We start from the raw sequence: 13,493 nt of genomic DNA on the forward strand, positions 1-13,493 counted from the left end.
TCCCCCGTTGAGAATTAATAGTAGCCATTTTTTCCAGAATGGTAATCCTTCAATCATGATCTGGAATTGGAGTGTGCCGCGTAGGATGGATATTCATTCACAGATGACGCGAATTCGACAAATTCTAAGAAAAAATTAACTATTCAACGGTTGACTATACCCTTAAAATGGATAGGTATTCCCTACATTGATTATTATGGAGGAGCTTATGTCCGTCACACGATCCAGAAAACAAATCATTGTCCGCAGAATCATGATCGTCGTACTCGTGGTGCTGGGATCTACCTTAATCGGAGTTGGTGCCTATGCCGGGTATTTATATCAGAAAGCAGACAATGCCATACGCAATATCGCCGCAGATCCACAGCCGACACAAGACGGGCAAGAAGATAATACCGCGAATCAGGAGGAAGCGGACAAGGCCGATGAGTTGAAGCCGATGACCTTTCTGTTAGCCGGGGTAGATAGCCGCGAAGGCAGCGGAGGCACCATGAATTCCGATGTCCTGATGGTAGCCAGCTATAATCCGGCCGCTCATTCGGCAAGCCTGTTATCCATCCCTCGGGACCTAAGGATTGAATCCGAGGAAGGCAGAGCCCATAAGGCGAATTACTATTACGCGCATTATTCGATTGAAGACAAGACGACCGCGCTGGCCAACACGAAGCAGATGTTCTCGGAGCTGTTGGACATTCCGATTACGCATATGGTCACCGTCGATTTCGACGGCGTTCGTCAAATCGTGGATACGGTCGGCGGACTTGATATCGACGTCGATATGGATATGAAATACATCGACCGCGCGGACGGCACGAACATCGATTTGAAGAAGGGATATCAGCATCTGGACGGGAAGCAGGTATTGGATTTCGTCCGTTACCGCAAGTCCAATCAGGGTACCGGCGAATCCTCCGATTCGGACCGCAATGTCAGACAGCAGCAGGTGCTCCAGCAATTGCTCGATAAGCTTGCCTCGTTCGAGGGCGCTGCCCAGTGGGGGAAGGTGCTGGATATTGTAGGCCAGAATATGAAGACGGACATCCCGGAAGCGGAACTTAAAGATTGGATTATGAACTACAAGGATATGAAGCCCAATCAGATCACCTTCCAGCAGGTGGAAAGCGTGTGGGATAGTCCTTATATGTATGTGAATGAGCAGCAGTTCAAAGATGCGCTGACCAAGCTGAGAACGGAAGCGGGTATCGTCTCGGAATCAAGCGAAGTCAGCGATCGGATCGGAACGGTTGAGACAACGGAAGAATAGGACAATGATTGCCGCGAGGGTGAAGCTCTCAGCGGCTTTCTTATTCCACATATGGCATACAGGTATGTAAACATGGTATGCTAGCACAACCATCGCAAGTTATGAGTCGGACGGGCAAGAAGTGCGGAGGCGTCTATTTTACGCATGATTGAATGGGCATTATTGGGGAGGAATGAAATATGGCTAAGGCAAAGGTACCAAAGAGGCCGACGCGGGATGAATTCGTGCTTGAGGAAATCGGCAATCAATTGAACGAGGCAAAGCTGGAGAATTCAGAAATCGTTCTGACGGTATGGGGAAAAGAGGAGCCCGTGCGCGGTCAGATCGTGCTGATGGATCCTCGTACGGGCCGGGTACATATTGAATGGAACGGAGTGACGACGAAGGTCCCTTTCATGGATATCATGCGGGTGGACTATCCGAGAGATTAGAGAATGCAATCATAGATCTAGAAGACGAGGCAGAAGTCGTGTGAAGCACGGCTTTTTTTGTTTTCATACTAATCTGCCAAATATGGGTTGAATTAGAGGAGTCGCGCCTTTTCTGTGGAATCCACTAGGGATGGTTGAAAGGACCGCCGCAGGACCCAACATGAAGATAGAGGAGGACATGAATGAAAAGGACCGTAGTTGTCGTTGACGATAAGCCGCTTATCCGTCAATCGATTGTGCAGACGATTGATTGGGACAAGCTGAACTGCATGGTCGTCGGCCAAGCGGAGGACGGTATCGAAGGCAAACGGCTGATCCTCGAACAACAGCCGGATATTCTGATCACGGATATTAAGATGCCCGGATTAAGCGGTCTCGATTTGGCTGCTTACATGCATGCGACCTTTCCTTTGTCCAAAACGATATTGATCACCGGGTATCAGGATTTCGAGTATGCACAGCGGGCTGTCCGCCTCGGCGTCTATGACTTTATTGTCAAGCCGGTCCGGAATGAAGAACTGCAGCGGGTGATCGGCTTGGCCGTGGAAGAGATGGAGGGCAGGGACATGGAGATTCATCATCTCGAGCAGATGGCCGTCGCTTGTACGTGGCTGGAAGCGCGTCATCAAAGCTCGCTTCCTTCGCTGCGAAGCAAATTTATAGCCGAACTCATAAGCGGAAGCGTGCCCCTCGAGCCGGATCTGGATCAAACAGCAGCCGATCTCGCGATTACTGGCGTCCGCAATGCGATTGTTATTGTCCGGTCGAAGCAGACGGCCGCAACCGTACAGGGCGTCGACAGCACCCGAATCCATTCAGGCATTCATAGAAGCCTTACCGAGATGGCGCAAGCAGCCGCGGCGAAGCGTGAATTTCAGATTATAGAATCCTACCCTCGCGATGACCTCGTATTCGCATGTCTATTCCCCAAAGTATTGACGCCGCGCGAGCTGAGAATGAAGCTGCAGGGCTTCTGCCATGATTTTATCGAGCTGGTCCGTCTGCGGCATGGCCTGCACTGCTGTATAGCGGTCAGTTCGGCGTATAAGCTGCTGCCGGAGCTGAAGCCGGCATTCGCGGAGGCTTCTGCCCTCATGGAATCGAGCTTCTTCCGCACGGAGGAGCCAGTCCTCTTCCCAGAACCCCGCCATCATTCGATCGAGGGCGGCAAGTTCTCGATTATCCGCGATTTGGAGCAATTCAACCAGATGCTTGAGCATGCGAGCAGCGAAGAGATGATCGCGCATCTGGAGCAATTCCTGGAGCAGATCCAAGTGTATTGCGAAGGCAATATTCTCGTTGCCAAGGGGCTGCTGTCCGATGTTTGTCTTGTGGCGGCACGCTATTACTTCCGTGTAACCGGTGACGAATTCGGCTTGAACAAGAGTATTGACGAGATCTTGGAGGACGTCTACCGGCTGCCCAATATGAAGGAAGCCTCGGACTATCTGGCTGCTTTCGTCAAGAACATCAAGGGCAAGCTGGAAGGCAGCGACAAGCAGTACAGCCTCGTGGTGAAGAAGTCCATCGACTATATTAACAGCCACTTCTCGGAAAATATTAGCTTGACCGCCGTCGCCGAGCACTTCGGCTTAAGCCCGAGCTACTTGAGCCGTCTGCTGCGTACGGAAACCGGCATCAATTTCGTCGACCTGGTCTATAAGGCAAGAATTGAAGCGGCAAAGCGGCTGCTGAAGGACCCGAAGCATAAAGTGAATGAGGTCGGGGAAATGGTCGGCTACAAAGAATATGCGTACTTCTATCAAGTCTTCAAGAAAGTGGAGGGCATATCCCCGAAGGAATACAAGAACAGAAGTAAAGAAAGCTAATATAACCGTAAATTTGCCCGATACTATGCGGTGCCGTTCTGTCTTATGGTGAGATTTGTATGATATACATCATGACCGTCAATCATTATGGCAGCGGTTACATCCGGTAGACAGAGGAGGAGAAAGTCAAATGAAAGCCATTCGATTGCAGCGGGAGCAAATCGAAACCTTAATCGGCAAGGTCATTACCGGCATGCAGAATCTGACGATTTCCATCGAGGAAGACACCCCTGTCAGCATTATTAATATGAACAAATGGGATTGGTCCCAGGGCGTAGGGCTCTTCTCCTTATATTTGTATTACAAGGAAACGGGCAACCGAGGCGTTCTGCGTTATTTGACGGAGTGGTTCGATAACCGGATCCGGGAAGGCCTTCCGGCGAAAAATGTGAACACCATGTGCCCGCTGCTCACACTCAGCTACTTGTACGAAGAGACGAACAATCCGCTGTACTTGGAAATTTGCGAGGAGTGGGCCAGCTATGCCGCGGATGAAATGCCGAGAACGCCGGAATTCGGCATTACGCATGTGACCCTCGATAGCGCCAACGAGGGCGAGCTCCGTGACGATACGCTGTATATGACGGTGCTGTTTATGGGCCGGATGGGCGTCCTGCTGAGGAAGGACTTCTATGTACAGGAGAGCATGCGCCAGTTTCTCGTCCATCTGAAATATTTGACGGATACCGAAACAGGCCTGTTCTTCCACGGCTGGTCATTCGTGCGCAAGGACAATTATGCCAGGGCGTTATGGGGGCGGGGCAATGCGTGGTATATGGCCGGACTGGTGGACTATCTCGACATCATCGAGCTTCCGCTAGGGATCGAGCTGTTTCTCATCTCTTCTCTGGAGCAGCAAGCCCGCAAGCTTAGCGAGCTGCAGACGGAGAACGGCATGTGGCGGACGCTTCTGGACGATCCGGAAGCCTATGAAGAAACGTCGGCGACAGCAGGCTTCGCGTATGGCATTCTGAAGGCGGTGCGTAAAGGCTATATTAGCGAGACTTACAGAGAAGCGGGAATCCAGGCACTTCATGCGGTCATTCGTCATATTGACGACCAGGGAATCGTTCACGGCGTATCGTACGGCACCCGGATGGGGCTCACACGGCAGTTCTATAAGGAGATTCCGCAATGTCCGATGCCTTACGGCCAGTCGATGACGCTTCTCATGCTGGTCGAGTATCTGCATCACTTCGATGACGATTGTTATTCTTAAGATGTGGGTGAGTTCATGCGCAGAATCAGCAGCTTCTTTATGAACATGAAGCTTCGCTCGAAATTTCTCCTCTCGTTTACAGCGATCATTTTCGTAACGGTTCTTATGATTAGCGTCGTTAATTATGTCGTCTCCATCGGGGCGATCAAACGAAATTCCGGTGAATTCTCCGAATATCTGATCGGGCAAATCGGCATCAATCTGGAGAAGCGCACCAAGGATATCGAGGAGATCGCCTTCCAGCAGTTTCGCAGCTCCAGTCTAAGCGAGCGGCTGAGCCAGACCGATACGTCCGAAGAGACCATTTATTTCCGCAATAAATATATTAATGATTTTATGAGCGAGCTTATGTTTACGAAGGAAGATTTCTTGGCCGTGATGATCATCGATGTGAATGAGAAGCCCTATTTGGTGCAGCGGCAAACGTTCCATCAATACGATCAAGAATTGCTTCAGCGGCTCGATATCGATGCCGTTCAGCAGAAACGCGGCAAGCCGGTTTGGTTTCAAGGGGAGCATGGAACGGTATTCATGGTGCGCGCGATGTTCGATATTCCGACGGCCAAATATGTCGGAATGATTGCGATCGGGCTGGACAGCAGCTATATCAGCAGCATTATAACGAATGTCAATCAACTGATGGACGGCGATATTCTCATTCTTAACGAGAATAATGAGCTGTTCGTGCCGGACCTGAAGCATAGCGGCGTCGCGCATTTTTTCTTGGACAACAAGCTCTACCTGGCGAATGAATCGAAGAACAGCCTAGCGTATAATGGCAGCCAATATATATCGACGGTCGTATCGACGTTGTATGATAAATGGAAAATCGTACAAATCATCGATGTGAAGCAGCTGACGCGAGATACGGACAGCATTAAATATTGGACCATCAGCACCATATTGGTATCGCTGCTGATCGCCTTCCTTATGGCCGTGTTTATCTCCAAAAATATAACGGAAAACATCCGGCTGCTGCTTCAGAGCATGACCAGCTTCTCGCTCGATTTCAATCATCATGTGATCGTCCCGAAGAGCCGAGACGAGGTCGGGCTGCTGGCGGCCAAATTCAATTCCATGGCGGACAAGATCAATGACCTGTTCAACTCGGTGTATCGGGAGAAGCTGCTGAAGCAGAAAGCGGAATACCGGACGCTTCAGTTCGAATACAAAGCGCTGCAGGCGCAGATGAATCCGCATTTTCTATATAACACCCTGGAGTCGGTGTACAGCATGGCCAAGATCAAGGGGGAAGAAGAGATCGGCGAAATGATTTACCTGCTGGGCAAGCTGCTGCGCGAGAGCATCGGCAAGAAGGGCGACGTCCTTACGCTGCAGGAGGAAATCTCGTTCATACAAAGTTATCTGTCGATCCATAAAATGATTTACGGCGACAAAATCGAAGTCGTGTACCGGCTTGACGACGAGCTTATGGACTGCCGCGTACCGAAATTCATCTTGCAGCCGCTGGTGGAGAACGCCGTCATCCACGGCATCGAAGCAAAGCCGGGCAAAGGCGTGATCCATATCATCTGCCGTGCGGAAGAAGAGGATTTGATTATCGAAGTGGCAGATAACGGAATCGGGATGGACGAGGAGATGGTGGAGCGGCTGCTCAACCCCGAGCGGTACGGTACCATCATTGATTCGAACAAGCATACGAATGTCGGCATCATAAGCGTTCACAAGCGCGCGAAAATCTTATACGGGGATAAGTACGGACTATCGATTCAGAGCAAATCCGGCGAAGGAACGACGGTTCAAATCCGGCTGCCGATATTGGATGGCGGACATAGCCGAGACTAGATGAGGGTGCCCACGACGGCAGCATTGCAGCGGAGCAGGCGAATAATTCCGTAATGCCGCCGCGATCGGAACATCACTTCGCGCAGCGAATGAGGACAGTTCAATCGTCAAAATAGCTAATATAACAGCAAGATACTCCAATAGAAAACGTCCGATATTCTTGTAAAATAAGTACCAACCTGGGCGAAGGAGGAGTTAAACGTATGCTAGGCACGATGAGCAAGGAATTGACCGAAGATGCGATCGCTCGTGTCCTGCAAGGCATGAAGGATTTGAAGCCGACGATCAAAGAGAATGTCAAGGACAGCATTATTTCGATGGATGTATGGGATTGGTCGCAGGGCGTAGGCTTGTTCGCCATGTATTTGTATTATAAGGAAACGGGCAGCAAGGAAATACTGGGCAGCCTGACAAGCTGGTTTGACCGACATATCGAGAAGGGCTTGCCGGGGAAAAATGTAAATACGATGTGTCCCCTGCTCACAATGAGCTATCTGTATGAGGAGCTGAACCGGCCCGATTACCTTGACATTTGCTTGGAGTGGGTCAAGTACGTGTATGAGGAGATGCCGCGAACCCCTGAAGGCGGAATCTCGCATTTGACGGTCAGCAGCGCGAATGAAGGACAATTATGGGATGATACCTTGTATATGTCCGTTCTGTTTCTCGGGCGGATGGGCGTGCTGCTGAACAAGGACGAGTATGTGCAGGAGAGCGTCCACCAGTTTCTCGTCCATCTCAAATATTTAACCGATGTCAAGACAGGATTGTTCTATCACGGTTGGACGTTTCTTGGGAACCATCACTTTGCCGGCGCGCGCTGGGGCCGGGGGAACGCCTGGTATACCGCGGGCTTAATCGATTATTTGGATATTGTGCCGGTGCCGGCCGGAGTCAGGAAGTTTCTTCTTACATCCTTGGAACGCCAGGCGGAAGCTCTTGTCTCCCTTCAGACAGAGGAGGGAATGTGGCGGACGCTGCTGGACGATCCCGACTCCTACGTGGAGAGCTCGGCCACGGCCGGTTTCGCTTACGGGATCCTGAAGGCGGTCCGCAAAGGCTACTTGCCTGAATCCTTCCGCGAATGCGGCTGCAAGGCGCTTCGGGCGGTCGTCAGCCGCATCGACGAGGCCGGGATGGTGCAGGACGTATCCTATGGAACCTGTGTCGGAGATACGATGGATTATTACAAGAAGATATCCGTCTGTCCGATGCCGTACGGCCAGGCGATGACGTTATTGATGCTGGTGGAAAGCCTGAAGCATCCGCAGATGAAATAATGGAACCCGAAGGGAGCAGGGCGGTATGAACGTTACGATGCGGTTGGTGGAGGATTGGCAAGCCGTTCGCGAGAAAATCAAATCGCATTCATGGGCGGAGCAAATCGTGAATCAAATCAAGCCCCAAACCGACTGGTGGGCAGCGCATTATGAGGATGACCCTGCCAGAGTCGCCGGATGGGGGCATCATTATTTCTGCGACAAGTGTTTTGCCTCACTGATCTTCGATCCGGAGAAGCCCAATGAGCACCGATGCAGCGGATGCGGACAATTGCGCGAGGCACAGGAAGCGGACGATGCCTGGTGTTATATTTACCGGTCCACAGTCGGCTCCCAAGTGTTTCATGCGGCGGTTCTTTACAACATCTATGAAGATCCGGCCTATCTGGCCTTCATCCGGAAAGTATTGGCCTTCTATTGCGATCATTACGGCACATTCCAGGTCCGGACGCCGCCTGGCCAGGAAGGAATGTTCTCGGGGACCGACTTAACCGACGCGGTAACCGTCATCGCGATGCTGAAGGGGCTTGAGCTGGTTAAGGAGGAGCTGACGGGCGAAGAGCTGGAGACCTATAAGCATCGGTTCTTCCTGCCGGAAGCGGCGTTTCTTATCGAGAAGGTCGGCTGTACGCCGAATATCATCTGCTGGATGAAAGCCGCCGCCGGGATGATCGGCCTGTTCTTCAATGAGCGAATATGGTGCGAGCGCGCCGCGGAAGGGGAATACGGCATCAAGAAGAAGCTCTCAGACGGCTTGCTGCCGGAAGGCTTCTGGTACGAGGCGTCCTTCCACTATCATTTTTATTGTGCGGACGGACTTACGTATTATCTCGCATTCTGCAAGCTTTACGGATATGATTTTCCGGAGATGGAGGATGCGCTGCTTCGCATGTACCGGTATCCGGTCCGTTATGCGTTCCCGAACGGGGAATTTCCGAATCCGAACGATGGCTGGCCGCTGCTGAGCTTCGACAATTACGCGCATCAGTACGAATGGATCCGGCAGATTCAAGATGAAGCGCCGTTCCGGTACGCGCTAGCGCATTGCTACCGGACAAGTGCAGCAGACGGCAAGACGGCGAACATCGGAGGGATCGACCGGCTGCTATTCGGACGGGAATGGGGCGGAGTGAAGCTCGCAGAAGGTCATCTTGATCGGTATCTTCCGGACGGAAAATCGACATTCGACCCGGATATCTATTTCGGCCTGCTGCAAAGCGGCGAAGCTTCCGTGTTCCTGAAATACGGGTTTGTACTGCGCGGTCATTCTCATGCGGATATTATGAATATCGAGATTTTTCTGCAGGATGAGGTTATTTCTCGCGATATTTCGAACAGTGGTTACGGCTCGGATCTGTTTCGCGAATGGCAGCGGAAGACGGTGGCTCATAACTCGGTCATGGTCGACAAGCAGACGCAGCCCAATCGCCCGACAGGACAGATGGTTGCATTCGATCAGGAACAGAACAGCTGCTTCGCATCCGCGAAGGACGTCTACCCCGGCATAGACTTTGCCAGACGTCTTCAATTATTCCCGGATCGGCTTGAGGATGAATTCGAGGTGCAAGCTTCTGGCGATGATCAAGATGAACATGTAATCGATTGGCTGTTCCATTGTTCGGGCGAGGTAGAGTCGAAGCTGGCTTTCGCAAAGTCCGCACAGCCGGGCGATGCGGATGGTTATCAGCTGATGCTGGATGTCAGCCGCTGCGATACCGACGAGGACTGGGAGGTAAGCTGGCGCTTGCCAGACAAGACGCTGACGCTGCATATGGCTGGCTCTCCGGGAACGAGCGTATACCTCTTCAGAGGCTATGAGCACCGTCTTGACCGGACGCGCTGGGGCGTATTGGTTCGCCGCACCGGCAGGAGTACGAGCTTCAATGCCGTTCACCGGTTTGCGGTATCGCAGAACCATTAAGAGCGAACGAAGCGAGAAGGCGACCCGCCGTGAAGCGCCGGGCGCCTTTTCTTTCACATATAGGGCAGTAATCGTTATCGTAAACATTAACTTATAATCTGAGGAGAAAGCCTGCTTCGCCGTCATGGAACGGTGTGAGCAGCTTCTGCTTGCAGGAGGCTATCTAATGGATGAGAAGAAACGCGAGTTCGTAACGAAGGAAGATATTTGCACGCATTACGGCGATGAGTATGACCGGCATTTAGGGGCTATTGTTCCCCCTATCTTCCAGAATACGCTGTTTACGAGAAAGACGATGAATCATGGGTACACGTACACCCGCGTCTCGAATCCGACTACCGAAATCGCGGAGAAGAAGATCGCGGCGCTGGAGGAGGGCGAGGAGGCGCGGTGCTTCTCCTCCGGAATGGCGGCGATAACGGCGGCATTGATGCATGTATTGGAGAAAGACTGTCACATCGTCTGCCCGTCGAACGTCTATCCGCCGACGAGAGGGTTTCTGGAAACCTATATGTCGAAGTTCGGCGTCGAGACGACATTCGTAACAGGGGAGAGCTTAAGCGAGATCGAACAGGCGCTGCGTCCGGAGACGAAAGCGATCTATCTGGAAACGCCGCTGTCGAATCTGTTCACCCTTCAGGATTTGAGAGCGGTGGCGGATATAGCCAGGGCGAAGGGGATCGTTACGATCGTCGACAACACGTGGGCAACGCCGCTCTACCAGAATCCGATTGCCCTGGGGATCGACATCGTCGTGCATTCGGCGACCAAATATATGGGCGGACATAGCGATATTCTTGCCGGTGTGATGATCGGGCGCCAATCGGTCATGGACGAAATTACACATCGAGAGAGAGGCATGTTCGGCGCTGCGATGGATCCCCATCAGGCATGGCTGCTGATTCGCGGCCTTCGCACGCTGCCTGTCCGGATGCGCCAGCATCAGGAAAGCGCAATGAAGGCCGCGGCCTTTCTGGAATCGCATCCGATGGTTCAGCGCGTATTCTATCCCGGTCTCGAAAGCCATCCGCAGTACGAGCTGGGGCGCAGCCAGATGTCCGGCTATTCGGGCTTGTTCAGCTTCGTGCCGAAGGGGAATCGGGAGCAAATTACCGGGTTCATGAAGTCGCTGAAGCTGTTCGAGGAAGGTCCGAGCTGGGGCGGATTCGAAAGCTTGATCAATTCGCCGGGGCTGTGGCTGGACGAGGAAGCATCGGCGCGGACCGGTATTCCGCAAGGTCTGGTCAGGCTGTCGATCGGTCTGGAGAACACGGATTCGCTGCTCGCCGACCTGGATGACGCCCTGCATAGGATGAAGCGGTTCTAATATTCGAGGTCAAGAAAACTAATAAAATGTAAAAATCAACGCATGTAAACCGCTTTCAATGCAGGCTACAATTGGTTTATCCCACAAGGAAAGCAGTGAGCTTATGAAAGCGCAAACAAAATCGCCTCCATTGGTATCCCTGGACTTGCCCGCTAAGCGTGACCGCAGCCGTACCCGTTGGAAACGAATTCGCAAAAACTGGGATTTATATGCTTGTTTGTCACCCGGCCTGATCTATTTCTTCATCTTCTCGTATATCCCCATGTTCGGCCTGTTAATCGCATTTAAGGACTACAACATCTTCCGGGGCGTATTCGACAGCCCCTGGAATAACTTCGCGTATTTCAAGGAAATGGTTCAGCTCCCCGACTTCTACAAGATCGTGCGCAATACGCTGATGCTCAACGTGCTTGGCCTCGTCATCGGCTTTCCCGCTCCGATCATTCTCGCCATCATGCTGAACGAGGTCGGCAGCAAATACTTCAAGCGAATCTCGCAATCCTTGTTATACCTGCCGCACTTTATGTCATGGGTCCTCATGGGCGGCATGATCTATGCCCTGCTGTCGCCGAAATTCGGCATCGTGAACCTGGTCCTCCAATGGATTGGCCTCGAGCCCATCTATTTCATGGCGAGCAACAGCTGGTGGGTTTCCGTATTTATCGGCTCCGGCATATGGGCCGGCGTCGGATGGGGAACCATTATCTATCTGGCGGCCATGACGACGCTGGATCCGCATTTATACGAAGCCGCATCCATCGACGGAGCCGGCAGATGGAAGAAAATCGTGAACATCACCATTCCCGGCATTATGCCGACGATCGTGATCCTGCTTATTCTGAACATCGGCCATATGGTGTCGATCGGCTTCGAGCAGCCTTATGCCTTAATGAATCCGCTCGTTATGGACGTTGCCGACGTTCTTAGCACCTATATCTACGAATTGGGTATCCGGCAGGGCGGATTCGGACTAACGACGGCAATCGGCATGGTGCAGTCGATTGTCAATCTGATGCTTATTATCGGCGCCAACTATGCCGCCAATAAGATGGGCCGCGAAGGCATCTGGTAAACAAGGAGCGTAAGGATCAGTTGAACCATTGAAATACAACCCGCTGCGCAGGCAGAATGTTCTTCCGATCGCTGTTGTTCCCGGATTTTCTTGAATTCCATTTCTTGAGGTTGAAATCCGGAAACAAAGGCGACCGCTGGCGCTTCTTCAGAATCATTCTTCCTGCTCCGCCCGTCGTATCTTCATTTGTGATTATGCTTCCGAAGCAAGTTTTGTTGCGAAGTAAAATCCAAGAAGCTTAGCTTCACAAAACTTTTAGGAGTGAGCCTATGGCAGAGGAGACCCGATCGCCTGTTGCAAGATATATCCGGAGACGAAGATACTCACCCTGGGATACATCGTTTCACGTCGTCAATTACACGCTCATCGCGTTGATTTCATTTATCTGTATTTTTCCGTTCGTCAACACATTCGCCAATGCCTTCAGCAGCAGCCACGCCATCCAGGCCGGCAAGGTCGTGCTCTGGCCGGTGGATTTTCAGATCGACGCCATGAAGTCCGTCTTCTGGGACGATAACGTCATTCGCTCCCTGTTCGTGACGATCTTCGTTACGGTAGTGGGAACAGCCATTAATATGGTTTTCACCATTCTGATGGCCTATCCGCTGTCTCGCCGGGATCTGGTGGGCAGAAAATATTTTCTGAACTATATGATTTTCACGATGATGTTCGGCGGCGGTCTGATCCCCAGTTATTTGTTAATTAAGAATCTAGGTATGTTGAATACGCTGTGGGCCATTATGATTCCGGGAGCAATCAGCGCGTTCAACGTCATCATCATGAAATCATTCTTTCAGAATATGCCCGATGAACTGCGGGAAGCGGCCATCATTGACGGCTGCGGCAACATGCGCTACCTGCTGCGCATTGTGCTTCCGCTCTCCGGCGCGGTCATGGCGACGATCGGCTTGTTCTATGCGGTTGGACATTGGAACAGCTACATGGGGGCGGTTATTATGATCGACGATCCGGATCTCTACACCCTGCAGGTCCGGTTGCGAAATATATTGCTGCTTTCTCAGCTCGATACATCCCTGGAGGTCATGCAGCAGGAGGGCAAGCTGCAGGTCATCGAGGAATCCTTGAAGGCGGCGACAGCCGTATTCGCTACGGTGCCGATTCTCATCGTGTATCCGTTCCTGCAGAAATATTTTGTGAAAGGCTCCTTTCTCGGTTCGGTAAAAGGGTAATGGAGCTTCAGCAGCGGTTGCTAACCAGGACAGGGCCGGTCGGCTGCATGGCAGCCTTCCCGTATATAGATCTATAAGTTGAGCGTGAGAAAGAACGGACGGAAGGACATTCTAACTCGTTCGACTTATATCGATTCCTGTAAACGAATTATGA

At 51.9% G+C, this 13,493-nt stretch carries 11 protein-coding genes; 10 read left to right on the top strand and 1 reads right to left on the bottom strand.

All coding sequences use genetic code 11. The annotated features are described in order from the left end of the window. Positions 1 to 208 precede the first annotated feature (208 nt). From L1F29_RS13660 to L1F29_RS13700, 9 genes are all read left to right on the top strand, one after another. On the top strand, positions 209 to 1,264 hold the full coding sequence (locus L1F29_RS13660; RefSeq protein ID WP_258388849.1) for an LCP family protein: 1,056 nt from the start codon (positions 209 to 211) through the stop codon (positions 1,262 to 1,264). 179 nt (positions 1,265 to 1,443) lie between these two features. Next, positions 1,444 to 1,695: a YolD-like family protein gene (locus L1F29_RS13665; RefSeq protein ID WP_258388850.1), complete on the top strand. Its 252-nt coding sequence runs from the start codon at positions 1,444 to 1,446 to the stop codon at positions 1,693 to 1,695. 182 nt (positions 1,696 to 1,877) lie between these two features. Continuing rightward, a complete protein-coding gene (locus tag L1F29_RS13670; RefSeq protein ID WP_258388851.1) occupies positions 1,878 to 3,524 on the top strand; it encodes a response regulator transcription factor in 1,647 nt (548 codons plus the stop codon). A gap of 130 nt (positions 3,525 to 3,654) precedes the next feature. Beyond that, positions 3,655 to 4,743, top strand: coding sequence for a glycoside hydrolase family 88/105 protein (locus L1F29_RS13675; RefSeq protein ID WP_258388852.1), 1,089 nt, complete (start codon positions 3,655 to 3,657; stop codon positions 4,741 to 4,743). Positions 4,744 to 4,758: 15 nt separating this feature from the next. Next, complete coding sequence (locus L1F29_RS13680) at positions 4,759 to 6,549, top strand: sensor histidine kinase (RefSeq protein WP_258388853.1); 1,791 nt, start codon at positions 4,759 to 4,761, stop codon at positions 6,547 to 6,549. Positions 6,550 to 6,752: 203 nt separating this feature from the next. Then, positions 6,753 to 7,829 (top strand): beta-galactosidase BglB, encoded by a 1,077-nt coding sequence (gene bglB / locus L1F29_RS13685; protein WP_258388854.1) that lies wholly within the window; start codon positions 6,753 to 6,755, stop codon positions 7,827 to 7,829. 25 nt (positions 7,830 to 7,854) lie between these two features. After that, positions 7,855 to 9,750, top strand: a complete 1,896-nt coding sequence (locus L1F29_RS13690) for a heparinase II/III domain-containing protein (RefSeq protein ID WP_258388855.1) — start codon at positions 7,855 to 7,857, stop codon at positions 9,748 to 9,750. 166 nt (positions 9,751 to 9,916) lie between these two features. Beyond that, entirely contained in the window at positions 9,917 to 11,077 is a 1,161-nt protein-coding gene (locus L1F29_RS13695; protein ID WP_258388856.1) for a trans-sulfuration enzyme family protein, read from the top strand. Positions 11,078 to 11,180: 103 nt separating this feature from the next. After that, entirely contained in the window at positions 11,181 to 12,149 is a 969-nt protein-coding gene (locus L1F29_RS13700; RefSeq protein WP_258388857.1) for an ABC transporter permease, read from the top strand. A gap of 16 nt (positions 12,150 to 12,165) precedes the next feature. Here L1F29_RS13700 and L1F29_RS13705 read toward each other — a convergent pair whose 3' ends face one another. Then, a complete protein-coding gene (locus L1F29_RS13705; protein WP_258388858.1) occupies positions 12,166 to 12,306 on the bottom strand; it encodes a hypothetical protein in 141 nt (46 codons plus the stop codon). A 112-nt stretch (positions 12,307 to 12,418) separates the two neighbouring features. Between L1F29_RS13705 and L1F29_RS13710 the strand changes: the two genes are divergently transcribed. Beyond that, positions 12,419 to 13,339 carry a carbohydrate ABC transporter permease gene (locus tag L1F29_RS13710; RefSeq protein ID WP_258388859.1) on the top strand — a complete coding sequence of 307 codons (921 nt, stop codon included), beginning with the start codon at positions 12,419 to 12,421 and terminating at the stop codon, positions 13,337 to 13,339. Positions 13,340 to 13,493 lie beyond the last annotated feature (154 nt).

It is taken from the genome of Paenibacillus spongiae, from assembly GCF_024734895.1.
Lineage (GTDB): Bacteria > Bacillota > Bacilli > Paenibacillales > Paenibacillaceae > Paenibacillus_Z > Paenibacillus_Z spongiae.

Coding starts and splice junctions, on each gene's coding strand:
- L1F29_RS13710 (WP_258388859.1), top strand. CDS start 12,419: ATGGCAGAGGAGACCCGATCGCCTGTTGCAAGATATATCCGGAGACGA.
- L1F29_RS13690 (WP_258388855.1), top strand. CDS start 7,855: ATGAACGTTACGATGCGGTTGGTGGAGGATTGGCAAGCCGTTCGCGAG.
- L1F29_RS13665 (WP_258388850.1), top strand. CDS start 1,444: ATGGCTAAGGCAAAGGTACCAAAGAGGCCGACGCGGGATGAATTCGTG.
- L1F29_RS13670 (WP_258388851.1), top strand. CDS start 1,878: ATGAAAAGGACCGTAGTTGTCGTTGACGATAAGCCGCTTATCCGTCAA.
- L1F29_RS13675 (WP_258388852.1), top strand. CDS start 3,655: ATGAAAGCCATTCGATTGCAGCGGGAGCAAATCGAAACCTTAATCGGC.
- L1F29_RS13700 (WP_258388857.1), top strand. CDS start 11,181: ATGAAAGCGCAAACAAAATCGCCTCCATTGGTATCCCTGGACTTGCCC.
- bglB (WP_258388854.1), top strand. CDS start 6,753: ATGCTAGGCACGATGAGCAAGGAATTGACCGAAGATGCGATCGCTCGT.
- L1F29_RS13680 (WP_258388853.1), top strand. CDS start 4,759: ATGCGCAGAATCAGCAGCTTCTTTATGAACATGAAGCTTCGCTCGAAA.
- L1F29_RS13705 (WP_258388858.1), bottom strand. CDS start 12,306: ATGATTCTGAAGAAGCGCCAGCGGTCGCCTTTGTTTCCGGATTTCAAC.
- L1F29_RS13660 (WP_258388849.1), top strand. CDS start 209: ATGTCCGTCACACGATCCAGAAAACAAATCATTGTCCGCAGAATCATG.
- L1F29_RS13695 (WP_258388856.1), top strand. CDS start 9,917: ATGGATGAGAAGAAACGCGAGTTCGTAACGAAGGAAGATATTTGCACG.